17 protein-coding genes and 1 pseudogene are annotated in these 15,756 nt (G+C 37.3%); 15 read left to right on the top strand and 3 right to left on the bottom strand.

Annotated elements, in window-relative coordinates; genetic code table 11:
• Positions 1–1,419: 1,419 nt before the first annotated feature.
• From CVN76_RS18175 to CVN76_RS18130, 10 genes are all read left to right on the top strand, one after another.
• Complete coding sequence (locus CVN76_RS18175) at positions 1,420–1,920, top strand: barstar family protein (protein ID WP_100532434.1); 501 nt, start codon at positions 1,420–1,422, stop codon at positions 1,918–1,920.
• Positions 1,921–1,984: 64 nt separating this feature from the next.
• Positions 1,985–2,692 (top strand): CPCC family cysteine-rich protein, encoded by a 708-nt coding sequence (locus CVN76_RS18170; RefSeq protein ID WP_100532433.1) that lies wholly within the window; start codon positions 1,985–1,987, stop codon positions 2,690–2,692.
• A gap of 88 nt (positions 2,693–2,780) precedes the next feature.
• The gene (locus tag CVN76_RS18165; protein WP_100532432.1) at positions 2,781–3,770 is read left to right on the top strand and encodes a DUF5050 domain-containing protein; all 990 of its coding nucleotides are present in this window, start codon (positions 2,781–2,783) and stop codon (positions 3,768–3,770) included.
• A gap of 51 nt (positions 3,771–3,821) precedes the next feature.
• Positions 3,822–4,100: a hypothetical protein gene (locus CVN76_RS18160; RefSeq protein ID WP_100532431.1), complete on the top strand. Its 279-nt coding sequence runs from the start codon at positions 3,822–3,824 to the stop codon at positions 4,098–4,100.
• 70 nt (positions 4,101–4,170) lie between these two features.
• The gene (locus tag CVN76_RS18155) at positions 4,171–4,746 is read left to right on the top strand and encodes an Imm64 family immunity protein (RefSeq protein ID WP_100532430.1); all 576 of its coding nucleotides are present in this window, start codon (positions 4,171–4,173) and stop codon (positions 4,744–4,746) included.
• 139 nt (positions 4,747–4,885) lie between these two features.
• Entirely contained in the window at positions 4,886–5,677 is a 792-nt protein-coding gene (locus tag CVN76_RS18150) for a PhzF family phenazine biosynthesis protein (protein ID WP_100532429.1), read from the top strand.
• Between the two features lie 177 nt (positions 5,678–5,854).
• Positions 5,855–6,442 (top strand): YdeI/OmpD-associated family protein, encoded by a 588-nt coding sequence (locus tag CVN76_RS18145; protein WP_100532428.1) that lies wholly within the window; start codon positions 5,855–5,857, stop codon positions 6,440–6,442.
• A 142-nt stretch (positions 6,443–6,584) separates the two neighbouring features.
• Positions 6,585–7,064: a GNAT family N-acetyltransferase gene (locus CVN76_RS18140; RefSeq protein ID WP_100532427.1), complete on the top strand. Its 480-nt coding sequence runs from the start codon at positions 6,585–6,587 to the stop codon at positions 7,062–7,064.
• Between the two features lie 191 nt (positions 7,065–7,255).
• Positions 7,256–7,531, top strand: a complete 276-nt coding sequence (locus CVN76_RS18135; RefSeq protein WP_100532426.1) for a hypothetical protein — start codon at positions 7,256–7,258, stop codon at positions 7,529–7,531.
• 75 nt (positions 7,532–7,606) lie between these two features.
• Complete coding sequence (locus CVN76_RS18130) at positions 7,607–8,392, top strand: glyoxalase/bleomycin resistance/dioxygenase family protein (RefSeq protein ID WP_100532425.1); 786 nt, start codon at positions 7,607–7,609, stop codon at positions 8,390–8,392.
• A gap of 51 nt (positions 8,393–8,443) precedes the next feature.
• Here the strand turns inward: CVN76_RS18130 and CVN76_RS18125 are convergent, their stop codons facing one another.
• Positions 8,444–8,704 (bottom strand): hypothetical protein, encoded by a 261-nt coding sequence (locus CVN76_RS18125; protein WP_232732320.1) that lies wholly within the window; start codon positions 8,702–8,704, stop codon positions 8,444–8,446.
• 150 nt (positions 8,705–8,854) lie between these two features.
• Between CVN76_RS18125 and CVN76_RS18120 the strand changes: the two genes are divergently transcribed.
• The 4 genes and pseudogenes from CVN76_RS18120 to CVN76_RS18100 all read left to right on the top strand — a co-directional run.
• Positions 8,855–9,397, top strand: a complete 543-nt coding sequence (locus CVN76_RS18120; RefSeq protein ID WP_198512593.1) for a DUF402 domain-containing protein — start codon at positions 8,855–8,857, stop codon at positions 9,395–9,397.
• 96 nt (positions 9,398–9,493) lie between these two features.
• Positions 9,494–10,120, top strand: coding sequence for an NUDIX hydrolase (locus tag CVN76_RS18115; RefSeq protein ID WP_100532424.1), 627 nt, complete (start codon positions 9,494–9,496; stop codon positions 10,118–10,120).
• A gap of 701 nt (positions 10,121–10,821) precedes the next feature.
• Positions 10,822–11,433 carry a Type 1 glutamine amidotransferase-like domain-containing protein gene (locus CVN76_RS18105; RefSeq protein WP_100532422.1) on the top strand — a complete coding sequence of 204 codons (612 nt, stop codon included), beginning with the start codon at positions 10,822–10,824 and terminating at the stop codon, positions 11,431–11,433.
• A 95-nt stretch (positions 11,434–11,528) separates the two neighbouring features.
• Positions 11,529–11,672, top strand: a pseudogene (locus CVN76_RS18100) (VOC family protein); the annotation flags it as partial.
• Between the two features lie 250 nt (positions 11,673–11,922).
• Here CVN76_RS18100 and CVN76_RS18095 read toward each other — a convergent pair.
• Together CVN76_RS18095 and CVN76_RS18090 are read right to left on the bottom strand one after the other, a co-directional pair.
• Entirely contained in the window at positions 11,923–12,480 is a 558-nt protein-coding gene (locus CVN76_RS18095; RefSeq protein WP_100532421.1) for an MFS transporter, read from the bottom strand.
• Positions 12,477–13,907 carry an FAD-binding protein gene (locus CVN76_RS18090; protein ID WP_100532627.1) on the bottom strand — a complete coding sequence of 477 codons (1,431 nt, stop codon included), beginning with the start codon at positions 13,905–13,907 and terminating at the stop codon, positions 12,477–12,479. The genes CVN76_RS18095 and CVN76_RS18090 overlap by 4 nt, the downstream gene beginning before the upstream one ends.
• A 364-nt stretch (positions 13,908–14,271) precedes the next feature.
• On the opposite strand from CVN76_RS18090, the gene CVN76_RS18085 reads away from it, so the two are divergent.
• The gene (locus tag CVN76_RS18085; RefSeq protein WP_100532420.1) at positions 14,272–15,753 is read left to right on the top strand and encodes a response regulator transcription factor; all 1,482 of its coding nucleotides are present in this window, start codon (positions 14,272–14,274) and stop codon (positions 15,751–15,753) included.
• The last annotated feature ends 3 nt before the right edge of the window (positions 15,754–15,756 follow it).

Raw genomic sequence — 15,756 nt, 5'->3', positions numbered from 1 at the left:
TTCCTTTCCATTTTGCGTGTAAACGAAGATGAATTTTTATTGCCCAAGGTTTTGAGGATTTGTACAATGCTCGTTCCATTGCACTGCAGGCGCTCCCTTTCCGCGGGCGGTCCTTGAGCCTCCTCGGCTTTTTGCCTGCGGGGTCTCATGTAGACGCGTATTTCCCGCAGGAGTGTCGCCGCCTTCCGTTGCATTCCACTTTGTGTGAAAACAAAGTTTGTATGTTGATTGCCCGCAGTTTTGTGGTGGAGTACTTCGAACGTTCCATTTCACTGCAGGCGCTCCCTTTCCGCGGGCAGTCCTTTTTGCCTGCGGGGTCTCAAGTAGACGCGTATTTCCCGCAGGAGTCTCGCGCCTTGCGTTGCAATCCACTTTGTGTGAAAACAAAGTTTGTATGTTGATTGCCCGCAGTTTTGTGGTGGAGTACTTCGAACGTTACATTCCACTGCAGGCACTCCCTTTCCGCAGGCACTCCCTTTCCGCAGGCGCTCCTTAGCCTCCTCGGCTTTTTGCCTGCGGCTCAAGTAGTCGCGCATTTCCCGCAGGAGTCTTGCACCTTCATTTCCAATCCACTCTACGTGAAAACTGAGTTGGTATAGGGGATGCCCACAGTTGGAGAATTTGAATTTTGCCGACGTATATACTTGGATTTTTTTAAACATTTTAGGTACTTAAACTTAATCACTTATGATTATTTTTTATCGATCACACGTTAGTAGTTGTTTTGTTATGGTAAAAAAAGAATCTTTATTTAGTTATTTTTTGTAAAAAAATTAGTTTATCTGCTAATTTGCTAGGAAATATTAACTGTTTTACAATATATTTGATTAGATTGGTATAGGAGGGAATATTTTGTAAAAATCAGAAAGTACATAGCATCGATTTTGATTTTTGATTTATTATGCAGCATCTTGCCAACATATACAGGGGCCAATGACAAATCAGAGGACAGTCACGACAATAAGCTAAAAAAGAAACAATGGCTACTGACCATTTGGAGGAAGTGATATATCACTATTGGCCGAATCATCGTGGTGATGTTGTTTCAATTCGAAATACTGGAGGGATAGAAGGAGGTACCTATACATATGGGGCCTTTGGAAATGTATTAACCCAAGTCGGCCTAGTTGCTCAAGGTAACCCAGTGCTGTATGCCGAAAACTATTTTGATGAAGAAATAAAAACTATACTTGCAAGCTCGATTCTATAATTCAGCAAATGGTGCGCTTTAGCAATGAGCGATTACCAGTAAATACATAGTATAAAGAATAGGATAGTTCCCCTTAGAAAAAAGAGGAAATGGAGGGCCAAAAGGATTGTAATAGGGAAAAACGGAAAAGCATATTTACTAATAATCATTATAAAACTTTTAAAACAATGAATTAATACTTGCTAATATTATTTTCTATGGGGTGAAATATGGAGAAAAGCTGTTTTAATATATTTGGAAGACCATTTTTTCATTTAAGTTATAACCAATATAATTTTAATAAATTATATGAATCTACTTTGGAAGACTTTGAAAAAAACTCGAAAAAGTTTGTAACTTTAATTGAGGGACAAGAATGTCATAATAAAAAAGGTTTTTTTAAAGAATTTGCAAAAAAAATGAAATTTCCCAATTATTTTGGTAATAATTGGGATGCGTTTGATGAATGTATAAACGATTTAGAATGGTTAGATTACGAACAATATGTTGTATTTATTAATGATTGTAACTTTTTATTTGGAAATGACGAAAAAAATTTAAAACTATTTTTAAACATATTAGTAGATACAGTAGAAGAATGGAACATGGGGCGAGAGTATGGTGCACTTCAAGCTCCACCAACTCCATTTCATATCGTTATGTATACCGACGAAGAGATTATAAGTGACCTACTAGTTAAAACACATAACGAACAAATAAACTTATTTTAAATTTCAACAATTATAAAAAAAGAAAGACCTTAAAAATTATTAGACTTATTAAGGTGGGACTTATGTGCAACGTGAAAAATGTCCTTGTTGTGGCTTTCCGACATTAGATGAGCGTGAGGCTAATTGTATTTGTGAACTTTGTAACTGGGAGGATGATGGACAAGACGATCCCTATTCAGAAGAAGTTTGGGGTGGTCCAAATGGAGATTATTCTCTTGCAGAAGCAAGAAGGAATTTTAAGAGAAATAGCACTATGTATCGAGATAATAAAAGTATATCTAGACAAGGCAATAAAGAATTTGAAACCAAGAAATCATTAATTCTTGCGTTTATTGAATTAGCCAGTTGTGAAGCGGATTCAATGGAATATTTTTCACTTTGGCGCAAAATAACGTCTTACGAGAGGGTTTTAAAAGAAATTGTTCATGATGAGAATGAAAGATATAGTAAAAATATAGAAAAAAATGAAGAATCCATCAACCTTATAAATTCCGAGGTTATAGAAGAAGTTATTACTGGCTTATTGAGGTTGATTAAAAATTCTGATGACCTAGATTTCGTTCAGGATATTATGATTGATTTCAGTGAACACGAGGATGTTACTATTCGTGGAACGGCTATACGTTGTTTTGGTCATATTGCAAAAAAATACGAAAAGATAAACAAACATCTGGTTTTTCCAATAATTAACCAAGGGTTACAAGATGAAAGTAACTTTGTAAGGAAACAGTTTCATTCTGCATTGGTGGATATAAATTTATACATAAAATAATGGAATCTAAAAACAAAGTACTTGCTTAAAACTCCTAACATCGCCAATAAGGCGATGGCCAGACATTTCAAATAAGAGGGTTGGTAAAATGAAAAAATACATCGTTGTTTTTGTGCTGCTGGTTTTAGTAATGGGTTGTGACCATGAACGAACGAAAGGATTTGAAGCGCCTGAGATGCCTAATGTAACCGGGAATTCATATGGAAATATGATCAATCATGGTTTCGTCGCGAAGCAGGACAATCTCCTCGTTTACATGAAATTCAATGCATCCACGATTCCGTTCACGAATAATGAAATGATCGCTAAAACTGACGGTGGTACAAAGGAGGTAAAACTTGCCTCTAGAGGCTTTGGTAATATACAGGTGATGAAGGAATGGGTATATTATTCGGTCATGCCCTTTTCGGATATACCGATGTTATATCGGGTGAAATTGGATGGGACAGGAAGGGAAAGGCTGCTCAAAAATGCAGAATACGTTCAGGTGAAACATGATCATATTTACTATTATGATTCACTTAAGAATGGTCTGTATAAGATGAACTTGGATGGAACGGATAAACTTCGAATTTTTACTTCGAAATGGGAAATTACAGGAAGTTTCGTCATTGATTATGAACAAATTTTCTTCTATAAACCTATCAATAAAGAGGGAAGTAAAGGAAAACTTTATTCGATGTCACTTAATGGGGAACATATAAAAAAATTAAATGATACAGTTTCATATCATCAAATCATTGATGAAGTAGATGAGCAATTTCTCTATTATACGGATATGGATGAGCACTTGATTAAAGTGGACAAACAAACGGGTAAGGAAATGAAAATATCCAACCAGAAGGTTTTATCTTTAATTTTAGATGAAGATTGGATTTACTACTTGAATCCAAGTGATCACTACCATATTTATAAAATGAAAAAAAATGGCGAACAAATTCAATTATTGTTGGATAAAGCAGTGACAGACATAAATGTGCTGGATAATTGGATTTACTACAAAATAGATGGCAAGGAAGATATTTTCCGCGTTAAAACGGATGGAACAGGAGATACTTTATTTTCCAAGCATAAGTAGGGATGCAATTGTCCCATTAAAGGTTATTAAGAAGAAAATAGGGGGATATTTTTGGGTATTGAGTATAGAGAGCAGTTATATCAATTAATAAGAGATTACTTAAATAAAAAGACTGATACTGAAACTTTCTCAAACAAATTTACAATAATCTATAACTTGCACATAGATTATGATAATTTATATGCAAAAGAACGTGAATCCTTTAGTGAGTTATCAGAAATGACTAGTAGGTTTTCTCCATTTGATGAAGACCTTAAGGAATATGATTGTTACTATGATGCCGAAACAGTGCAAAAAAAGGCCTTAGAAGTTTGGTTACAATTGAGTTGAATTCTTGACCTTACTTTTTTTCACTTTCAAATTGGCTACTGAATTATTAAGGAAAGGTAAAGAGTGAATCATGACAAATATCTTATCAGTTGGGATGGTATATGATCATTCATTTGATAAATCTGAAGAGTTACAAAGTATCATTCAATATTTTTTGAATTTAAAAAGCGATATATTTAGTATTAAGGTAAATATGGATGAAGACGGAGAGAACTGGTTAGAAAGTCATCGAAATGAAAAGAATTTTCTTTTAGACTATACCTTATTAACAGAACACTTTTTCGGAGAAATACTAATGCATTTAAATGATTTTTGGAGTCTAAATAACTTATTTTTGACATTACGCCTTGTTAAAGAAGAGGATTTCTTTGGGTATATATTGGAATTTGACCTGGAGCAGCTTCTAAATCAATATAGTCTGGATGTAATTAATGAACTGATAATTGATTTAGTAATAGATATCTATGGCATAACAACATTCAGGTACGCTTTTTGTGATCATGATTCAGAAATCGAGTACTCTCCTTCATATAAGGAACTGGTGAAAGTCTACTCAATATTAATGTTACCAAGAGAAAAAAATGGGTTTGATGTAATTAAAAACAACTGGCAAATAGATGGGTTTACGGAGAGAAATAAAATATAAATCGAACGTTTCATGCCTTTGCCGGGGAGCTTCGTCGGCGGCACAAAAAGGGTAGGTTAGTTTGATGATCTGTTGTATAATAATGGATATTATTGTGGGATTTCTATGTATTTGACTCATTTAGAATGGGGGGAAGTATATGAACAACCAATTTTATTTCATTAATGCTTTTTCTAAAGACAAGTTCAAGGGGAATCCTGCCGCTATCGTTTTCATGAACGAGAATAGATCGGATGAGTGGATGATATCCTTGGCAGGAGAACTAAATCAACCCATCACCACTTTCATCGAACCAAAAGGCGGTAATAGCTATCAGCTTAGATGGTTCACCCCGACTGAAGAGATTGTTTTGTGTGGCCACGGTACATTAGGAGCAGCTCATATTCTGTGGAGTGAGGGCTTTACTTCATCAGAGTCAGCCATTACTTTTCATACTCATGCAGGAATCCTGCACTCCAAGTTAACAAATCAACAAATAATCCTGAAGTTTAATGTGAAGGAATCCACTGAAACAAAGGTGACCGAGAAATTAAAACGAGTCATTCAGTTTCCTATAAAAGATGCTGCTTGGGCTGAAGATCGGTATATCTTAGAACTGGAAAATCAGGATATGGTTCATAAGGCGGTGCCTAATTTGGGGGCAATCAAAGAACTGGACGGTCCAGGGGTAATCATTACTAGTATTGGCTCAGGTAAGTATGACTTTGTATCAAGGGTGTTTGCTCCAAAGATAGGAATTAATGAGGATTACGTTACTGGATCTGCACACTGTGCGTTAGCCTCATATTGGGGCAATCGTTTAAACAAAAAGGAATTTATGGCATACCAGGATTCAAAGCGCGGCGGTGAACTTAAGCTAAAGATAATCGGAGAAAAAGTCGAGTTGATTGGGGACTGTATAACTTTACTGCAGGGAGAACTATATAATTAGCTCACTTGCGCTTCAAAGTGAATTGTACGTGGGAGTTTGACTAACTGAGCAGATTAACGACAAAAGCTCGCTAACTTTACAAGCCAGAACTGCTTGACACAACACTAATTCATATCCTATTGTAAATCGGAAGCCAACCGAAATTCTGGTACAATTAAATGAAAAAGGATGTTTTTAATGACAAACCGTAATACAAATTCTAAGGTTGATGAATTTTTAAGTAAAGCTAAAAACTGGCAGGAAGAATATGAGGTATTGAGAAGGATTGTTCTTGAGTGTGAGCTTACTGAAGAATTTAAATGGATGCACCCTTGTTACACTTACGAGAAAAAAAACATCGTTTTAATACACGGATTTAAAGAGTATTGTGCGCTTCTGTTTCACAAAGGTGCCTTGTTGAAGGATGCTCATGGAATTCTCATCCAACAAACGGAGAACGTACAGGGTGCACGCCAGATTCGGTTCACTAATGTCCAGGAAATCGTTGCAATCGAACCCATCTTGAAAGCATATATTCAAGAAGCCATTGAAGTTGAAAAATCAGGTCTGGAAGTGGAGTATAAGACAGAAATCATTATTCCCGAAGAGCTTCAAAATAAATTCGATGAACTCCCTGCATTGAAAACTGCTTTTGAAGCATTGACTCCAGGACGGCAAAGAGCATACTTTCTTCATTTTTCTCAACCGAAGCAATCGAAAACCCGAGTTTCAAGGGTTGAAAAATGTACGCAGCAAATTCTTGATGGAAAAGGATTAAAGGATTAGTCCTTAGTGATTTTTATAAAAGGAAAAATCAGCATGCAAAAAATAGTGTACTCTTTGGCTTTTTGCTGAGTGGTACGCTTTTCTTAACTTTTATGAAAAAGAGAATATATTCCATCATTATCTTATAGTTAGGAGGCCTTGGATGAATACATTGGATGAGGTAGATTTACGGAGATATAAACCAGAATACCTGCCATGGTTAAAAGCATTTGAATTACCAAAAGAACAAGAAAAATTCACCGCATTACCAACCAAGATGCTGGAAATAACGAAAGAGCGACATCCGATAGTAATCTTACATAATAATGAACCAGTGGGTTTTTTCGTATTACATTCAAGTGATAGGGTAAAAGATTACACCAATAACCCGAAAGCCATGTTATTAACTGCCCTGTCCATAAATCACTCCAAACAAGGCAGAGGATTTGCCAATAAAGGGATGAGAAAAATACAGAGCTTTGTCGACCAACAATTTCCAGAGTGCAATGAAATCATTTTAGCTGTAAACCATAAAAATGTTCCTGCCCAGAAGTTATATGAAAAAGTTGGTTTTAAAGATACGGGAACAAGGAAGATAGGCAGGATCGGAGAGCAATACATATATACCTTCAGTATTAAATGAAGAAGGGAATTTCGTTACCTAAGGTTGCAGAAGCAGCCTTTTTTTGTGTCTAACACAAGGAATGTATAGTAACTTCCTTTTATTTTATAAGTATGTGGTATAGAAAAATAAACAAGTAATTTCAGTGTTGTTATGTTAAAATATGGGTGTTATTACAGGTGTTACTAGTTAATGAATGAGGAGGTTTAGTCATGAAAAGAAAAGCAACGTTCATTCTTGGTTTTGGAGGAGTGCTGGCCCTATCTTTTTTTATGAAAGATATGCAAAGTACATCTGTCCTTGAACAAGATGAACAACCAAAAGTTGAAAATTGGCAAACTAGCACGAATGGAAGAAATCTAAATATAGTTGTAACAAGTGAAGAGCAAAATAAGGTAGAAAATATGGTGAAACGGATGTCTGCGGAAGAAGTAGGGGTTTTGAATCAAGAGGGAGGAACAGCGGTCTTTTTTAAAAATGCGAAATAAGAGTAGAATTGTGCTCACGAAGTTGTTCTGTTTATAAATAGTAAGGAAACCACCTCATATTTAGGGGGAAAGAATTTGATTACTCATTTCTCGGATTTAGAATTAACAACAGTATCTTTAGAAGGGGTAAAACAATGCTACGCTAACAGACTGCAGCTCCCCATCATCTATGAATCCAATGATTTCATTCGGTTTCAGCTTACGCCATTGACGACTTTAAGTTTTAAAGAGGCCTATGAACCGGTTCCTCCAGCGCACTTTGCTTTTCAAGTCCCGTATTCAAAGTTTGATGAAGTGGCAGCTTTCGTTCGACAATCTGGATTATTGATTTTAAAACAAGAACTGGGCCAGTATATCGATGAAACAAATGGGAGGAAAAATCTTTATTTCCGTGATGGAGATGGTCACCTTCTTGAAATTATTGCACATGATTATATTAAAGAGGACGTAATAAACACTACTGGAAAGTTAAGAACACTTTATATAAGAGAGATAGGCTTTCCTGTTGATAACGTCCCAACTTTTCGCGATTGGCTGAAAAAGGATTTTGGCATGAAAACAGTAAAAGAATCAAATATATTCAATTTTGTAATCAGTGGAACGGCACATGCAATAGTTGTCTCAAAACAGAGACCTTGGATTCCCATTGCCATGAAGGCATTGCCGCCAAAGATGGTGGTGACATTTGGCACACCGGAACTAAAGTTTATTAAGAACCTCTCAAAAAACATGGACAACTCTTTTTTGAAAGAAAAGAAGCTACTTATAACGAAGGATGGTTATACTTTTTGGATTGAGCACACTCCTGATTTTACAGCTTCTTTGGCAGAAAGTTTAAATTTACCTAACGTTTCAGGTTAAGATTTTAACACCGTTCGGATCATTAGAACGGTGTTTACGAATTTTGCTGGATTATTTTTTTGAACAGTCTTTCACTAGTTCGATAAATTCTTGTGCCTTTTTCTCATCTTTTTTTAACAACTCGATGTTTGCTGGTACTAAAAGAACCTTTATAATCTTGTTGTTATGCCAAAAAACATGAGTGTAACGGGCATCTACATATAGCTCCCTGAACCATTCTTCAGAACTTAGATTTTCAATCGCCATCTTTAGCTTGGAAGAGGAGGTGGCTTTCAATAGAATTATCTCTGACATTATTTGAATGAAATCCACGCTAATTCACCAGCCTTTTTTTAATATGATTCTCAACTATATATACGCAGAAATGTTTGGATGCACTCCTTTGATTTTGATATGCGTTTGGAGCTAGGAAATTGTATGAAGACTCACTTGAGCAGCTTTTTGGATTGGTGGGGGATGAAGATGCTTAAACGAAAATATGGAAACCGATTAGAATGGAAACGTGTCTTGGAGAGAAAGTATGCACAAACGTTTCTTGATACTAAACAATATAAGGGCTATATTACATTATTGCATGCAATTAAAGTTGCTGAACCATTATCCGCCATGTACGAAGAAAAGAAAATTTGTATTGTAGATGATGGTTATATGTGGCTTCAACAATTTCCTTTGGAAAAAAACCATTCAGTGACAACAATGTATGATGATAAAGGAAAGATAGTGCAATGGTATATTGATGTTTGTCTGAGGAATGGAGTAGAGCATGATATTCCCTATTTGGATGATTTATTTTTAGATATCATTTTACTGCCTTCTGGAGAAGTCATTCAAAAGGATGCCGATGAGCTAGAAGCGGCATTATTAAGTGGAATGATTGATATATCTCTTTACGATGCTGCTTGGAATGAAGGGAAGCTCCTTACTCATTTAATAAATAACGGCGGCTTTGAATTGCTTGAGCTATCCCACTATCATAAGGGGTTATTAATTAATGAATTAAAGTGACTTTTTATAAATAAGTTAAATATTTCGACTTCATACCTTGTCAGGAATAGTTTAACAAGGCGTATCGGAAGAGCAATAGTTAGGGGGAAAAAGTTTATGGGAGAACAAGAGAAGCTAAGGATATTTGATGAAAACAAAAAACCGATCGGCGTTGCTTCTCGGAGTGATGTACATAGGAATGGATATTGGCATGAAGTGTTTCATTGTTGGTTTATCATCAATGAAGGTGGAATGGATTATATTTATTTACAGCTTCGCAGTGAAAATAAAAAAGACTATCCTAATCTTTTGGATATTACTGCTGCTGGACATTTATTAGTTGATGAAACAGTAAAGGATGGAGTAAGGGAAATAAAAGAAGAAATAGGAATCGATCTAGTTTTTGAGGATTTAGTTCAGTTAGGTGTTATTGAATATTGTGTTGTTAAAGACCATTTTATTGATAAAGAATTAGCAAACGTTTTTTTATATAAGAGTGGGAATACTTTGGATGATTTTACACTTCAACTAGAAGAAGTTTCAGGGATTGTAAAAGCACAATTTAGTGATTTTGCTCAACTTTGGTTTGATGAAAAAGATGAGATTGAAATTAAAGGTATTGAAGTAAATGAGGATGGAATAACGAATAAAATAAATAAATATGTAAATAGGAATGACTTTGTCCCACATGAAATGTCTTTTTATCAAGAAGTTATTCAAAAGATACACGAACAGATTAGGTGAAATAGTAAGCAAGGGTAAAGTATTTAAAGCATGTAAGTAAAGTGAGAAAAAAAATAAGGTGGAATGATCATGATTGGTTTGCTTAACCTTGGAAGTCTCGTGCTTGGACTACTTGCTTGGATCCTTCCGATTGTAAATCTCTTGCGATTTAAAAGAAAGGAGGGTAACAGCTGGGTTACACTTTCTTTGATAAGTATCAGTGCTTGTGCTACATCGTTATGTTTCCAGATTATATATCATTATCACCTAGTAAGGATTGAGGATTGGGGTGCCCTTATGGACACAATGTATGCGGTTGCATTCACAGCTACAGTTCTCCTCATCGTTACCACGATTTTAAATGTAATTACGTTAGTTTTATATCGTGATAGAACAGTAAAGTAGAGGTGTGGATTTATAGAAAGATGTACGCTGGAGTAAAGACGGTATAGACTTCATTATGTATTTATCCTTCTGACAGGTATGGTTCTAATTATTTTGGAAGCGTGCCTCATGTTTTGTTGAATTTGTAATTTTTCTGTTCATTTTTTGGTATCCTTTCTAACGATTTGGCAATCTGGATACGACGAAAATAGGTGAGTTGCCTCGGCAGTTCTTTATCTTATGAAAATTGCAGGGGAGAGGAAAGAAGACAGTATATTCATGCAGGGAACATTGGTCATGACTTGCATGTGAAAAGCAAAAAATGAGGGTGTTATTGTTTGTGTAAAATATTATTAACGTCTAATGGCTTTTTTACGGATAGAATTAAACAACAATTCCTGCAAAGTATTGATGGTCAAATTATGAACGCAAAAGCCGCTATCATTACTACAGGTTCTCAACAGAAGCAATACAATAAGTTTGCAATGAAGGCAAAAGAAGACTTAGTGAAAATGGGTTTTAAGCAAGTTGATTTTATGGATATAGAATTTGATTTTCCTGAACGACTTAAACCATATAACGTGATTTACATTAACGGCGGGAATCCGTTTCATTTGTTGTTTCATATGAAAAAAAGTGGTACTGACTTGATATTAAAGGGCTTATCAAAACTAAACACTGTATTTGTCGGGGTAAGTGCTGGAGCAATCATTCTAGGGCCGAACATCGAGGTTGTGAATTTTTTTACTCCGCAGATGAATACGGTACATTTGAAGGATTTAGCTGCATTGAGTTTAACCGATATAGCTGTTTTTCCTCATTATGATCGAGAAGATCTGTTTCCTAATAACGATGGCAAGTCAATAGAAGAGAGGTTGAAAGTGTTCGAACATATAAATGAATGTTCTCTTGTAAGACTCAAGGATGACGAATCCATCCTTTTACAGTGAAAATCGAAGAAAAAAAAGTCATGGCTAAAAACTTTTTTTGATTTGAAATATCTTGATGTAAGATTTTAATGGCTGCATTTTTTTGAAGGGATCTTTTGTATGCAAACAAGTTAGCTGTTAAAGATTTAGATAAAGCCATTCATTTTTACAAAGATAAACTTGGTCTTTCGCTTTTATTTAACACTGAAAATATGGCATTCTTTGAATGCAATGGACTGCGATTGCTTTTAAGCCTCCCGGGTATTTTAGTGAGTTCAATACCAGCTGATTTTGCTGTAACCATGATTCGGCAAGCCATTGCTAATGTCTCTATCCTCATGATTGCATCTGAATGATTGAGAATGGTTGCCCAATATTTTATGAACTATTGAATTTGAAAGTATAAAAGCCCTCTTGAATGATGTGTTACAGGCAACTGACCCAACACTTAAGCAAGGGGGCTTCTTTATGTTTTTCATCGTATGAGTGATCTGGGAATTTCCTTGACTTTCATTCCTCAACAGCTAGCGAGGCTGCCTGTCCCATTTTCATGATCAGAAATCCGCTCCAGGCAAAAAGGAGGGAAGCAAGGTAAAAAATGCTGCCGATCGTTAGGAAGTCGACTAAATATCCGGTGGCGATTACCGCCGCTGCCGCACCAATGGAGGTCCAGACATGGTAGTTGCCGATTTCCTTGCCAGCCGTCGCTTTCGTAACATATCGTGCAAGTACAGTTTTTTCCGTGTTTTTTTGAACGGCTCCAAGAATGCCCATGATGATTTGCAAAAGATACACATGCCATATTTCATAGGCAAGAGGAAAGGCCAGGAGGATCAGGGCCATTCCCCATGAATAAAAGAGGAGAAATGCTTTGTCACCGGCTTTGTCCGTGATTTTTCCTATCAGTGGATAACATAGTGCTGCAGTAAGCGAAAATATTCCATATGCCCAGCCGAATTGGGAATAGCTTGTCCCGACATTTTTGATAAGCAAAATATAAAAGGGGAATATCATGCTTGCAGCCATTCCTACAGTACCTTGGTAAACAATAAATCGATTATAATTCATGGATGATACTCCTTATAGAAAAGATTCAAAAAGCGATTATCTGGATCGTATTTCTTTTTTAAGTGAAAGAATTCCTCCGCATGAGGATAGGCTTCATATAATTGGGCTTTGGTCGGATACCCGTAATAAGGTAAATAATAGCTGCCACTATGGGCAAGCGCCACATCAATCATGTTGCGGACGACCCTTTCCGTGTTTCGTTTGCTTTCGTCATCAGTTCCTTGGTTGATGAGCATGACAAGGGCGAACATATCGTCTTTAGCATACGACATAAGTGAATCATCGTTTTTTTCAACATAACGAATGGTAACATTTAATAAATTAAAATCTTTTTCATTGGACAAAACGTTTCTTAAATCATCGATATAATCCGCAAACTGATCTACCGGCACGAAGTATTCCTGCAGTACTTCCGTTTTGGAGGGATTGCTATAATCCATGAAGGCCGAGTCGGAACGCATCGCATTATTCCTGGAAATCATGGTGCCATCCAGCTTGGTGGTGTAAGACTCCTGAATGTTCCAAAACTTCTCTTTTCCCCAATCATTGTAACGCGATAAGCCAAGGAAGAATTTTGGTAGCGCCACGATCGTTTCCCGTTTCAGGGCATCGTAGTCCGCAAGCCTCGTTTGATTTTTCGCCATATAATAGTCGGTTACATACATTTCGTCCAGATAGGAGCCAGGAGCGACGGATATCCTAGCTAGATGCATTTTCACCTCATCCTTTTGCAAAACCTCTTGTTTAAAATACGACGTATATTCATCATAATGCAGTGATTTTGTTTTGATTTGATATAGCTCATCATCAGTGAGATGAAGGGTCACATCCAGAATGATGCCAAACAAACCATATCCGCCGATGACCGCAGAAAACAAATCCGGATTTTCTTCACGGCTCACGGTGAGGATCTGTCCTTTCGCATCAAGCAATCGGAACGACTCAACAGTTTCAATCAATGCATGATGCCGGATATCGCGGCCGTGGACATTGACGCTCAAGGAACCGCCGATTGTGAATATATTTTGAGATTGGCTGACCTTTAATGATAGTCCGTAAGGGTTGATATACTCTTGCACATCGGCCCAAGTTGCGCCGCTCTGGACCGTGATACGCTTCCTCGATACATTCAAATCAAGGATTTCATCATAATTCTTCATATCGATCAGGATCCCATTCGGATATAAGGTCTGTCCCCCTTGGCTGTGCTGCATACCGGCAATGGATATTGGGTCATTGTCCTTCCTTGCTTTCGACACGATCTTTTGGAGTGCCCCTTCATCATCTTCTGCTTTAATTGCCTTCATTTTAACCGGCATCAGCCGGCTGATATCTTCGGCGATCGGGTGGTTTACCTTGAAATGAAAGGTGTGTAGGGAAAGACCGAATAATATAGAATATAAGATGGCAAAGATGAATCGTTTCATAATAAATCTCAAGTAGCTCCTCTTTTTAGTATTTAATTCTAATGTATTCATATATAACTGATTCAGGTTTGTTGATCATGTAGGAGGAAGTCCGCGTTCCAAATCTTTTCGGTGCTGTAACTCTATCATAACCTTAATCACGAAAAAGCCTATAAAAAATAGTGAAATGATTGGACGCTGGATTTTTTTCACTGGCCTTTCCATTAATCTTTTCCTCTAGTTATATCGTAAATAAAACCAGGATAGTTTAGGAGTGAGGAATTTGCCGCGATGACTTGTTCAAAGCATTCGCTTTCGAATAGAATGGAGGAAAGACAGTGCTTATATTCTATTAATGAATGCTTCTTGGAAATGAGGTGATTAGGTGGAAGTCCATTTGGTGGCAAAGGATGAGATAGAGGCTCAAGGAATTCGGTGGATCGTGGAGTCCCACCTTACCGGGATCCGATTGGTCCTCTGGGAAACGATTGAAGAATTCGAAAAAGACATGCGCAACCAGCAGCCGGAATTCGTTATTTTGGATATGGATATGTGGACAAATGATAGTGAAGCGATGGGCGTTTCATTAAAACGAAGGGGAATTCGATGGTTAGGCATTTCATCGGAGAGAATATTTCAAACGGCTTATCGGGCCTTGCAATTTCGTGCAGAAGATGTTCTATTCCGTCCCTTTTCTTCAGCGGACTTGGTGAAGCATATTCAACAATTGCGTTATCAATTAAGAAATGGACAAGGCATTCACGCGAGGAACACTTTGGGTGAAGAGCATTCATTGGATATCAATTATCCGGATTTCTTCCTGACAGAGCGGAGGCATGATCATCGAATTACGATGGCCGCATTTTTGACGCCGGATAATAAAACGCTTCCTCTCGTTTATGATGATCTTCAGCGGTATTCCTTTATCGGAAAAAACCAGATCTTCGCTTTATCGGATTTCATTTTATGCGTCCAGGAATCGAAGGGGGATGAGGTATTCAAGGAAGAATACCAAGCATTCCTCGCTCAATGGAAAGAAAAAATGGATGAGCCGCTTGCCATCATCATCAAAGCGGCAACGCCCGCCGATTCTTTAAAAAAGATTTATCAGCAAACGCGTGAATTGACGAGACAAATCTTTTTTGATGGATATGATATCATCTTGGCTGAAAGTCAACGAATGTCCCCGAAGGAGATGGATCCATTCCTTACTCCTCTTGAACAAAGACTGTGGATAGAAATGCTCGAAAGGCGGGATGCGAAAGCGATCAAGGAATGGACCGAACGCGAATTCCTCACTTTCCAACGGCCATATCCCGACCCGGAAATCGTTCGCATTCGCCTAACAAGCGTACTGGCGCAAATTCGCAGGCACATGAAATCATATAACCTGCAAAGCGCCTCTCTAGAAGCGATTTATTATGACGTCTTCCAGCAAATCGTACATAAACCGGTTATTCATCAAATCGTAAAAGCCTTGCACTCGTTCACCACCCATTTGCTTCAGCAGGATCATGAACAAGTACAAGAAGGAGCGAACACACTAAGCGAAAAAGCAAGGGAACTGATTGAGTCCAATTATTGGGATCCCCAGTGGAATTTAACGGCCTGTGCAGACATTTTGCGTATTAATAAAAGCACCCTCAGCCGTCGTTTTGCAGCTGAGTCCGGCACGTCATTCCGCAGTACGCTTCATCAAGTGCGGATAAGGGAGGCAAAACGACTCTTAAAGGAAACGGATTTATCATTGGAGGAAATTGCACAATTGGCGGGCTATTCCCACCAAACCTACTTCAATGCCAAATTCAAATTGTTTGAGGCTTGCACCCCTTCAGCTTATCGGTGGGGATTAAAGGGTTCTATGTAAAGG

Source organism: Bacillus sp. mrc49, from assembly GCF_002803435.1.
The sequence above is the reverse complement of the archived record's forward strand: the minus strand, read 5'-3'. Positions and strand labels throughout refer to the sequence as shown.

Excerpts from the sequence above, each read along its gene's own strand:
- CVN76_RS18175 (WP_100532434.1), top strand. The coding sequence starts at position 1,420 with ATGGAGAAAAGCTGTTTTAATATATTTGGAAGACCATTTTTTCATTTA.
- CVN76_RS18165 (WP_100532432.1), top strand. The coding sequence starts at position 2,781 with ATGAAAAAATACATCGTTGTTTTTGTGCTGCTGGTTTTAGTAATGGGT.
- CVN76_RS18155 (WP_100532430.1), top strand. The coding sequence starts at position 4,171 with ATGACAAATATCTTATCAGTTGGGATGGTATATGATCATTCATTTGAT.
- CVN76_RS18150 (WP_100532429.1), top strand. The coding sequence starts at position 4,886 with ATGAACAACCAATTTTATTTCATTAATGCTTTTTCTAAAGACAAGTTC.
- CVN76_RS18145 (WP_100532428.1), top strand. The coding sequence starts at position 5,855 with ATGACAAACCGTAATACAAATTCTAAGGTTGATGAATTTTTAAGTAAA.
- CVN76_RS18140 (WP_100532427.1), top strand. The coding sequence starts at position 6,585 with ATGAATACATTGGATGAGGTAGATTTACGGAGATATAAACCAGAATAC.
- CVN76_RS18135 (WP_100532426.1), top strand. The coding sequence starts at position 7,256 with ATGAAAAGAAAAGCAACGTTCATTCTTGGTTTTGGAGGAGTGCTGGCC.
- CVN76_RS18120 (WP_198512593.1), top strand. The coding sequence starts at position 8,855 with ATGCTTAAACGAAAATATGGAAACCGATTAGAATGGAAACGTGTCTTG.
- CVN76_RS18115 (WP_100532424.1), top strand. The coding sequence starts at position 9,494 with ATGGGAGAACAAGAGAAGCTAAGGATATTTGATGAAAACAAAAAACCG.
- CVN76_RS18095 (WP_100532421.1), bottom strand. The coding sequence starts at position 12,480 with ATGAATTATAATCGATTTATTGTTTACCAAGGTACTGTAGGAATGGCT.
- CVN76_RS18090 (WP_100532627.1), bottom strand. The coding sequence starts at position 13,907 with ATGAAACGATTCATCTTTGCCATCTTATATTCTATATTATTCGGTCTT.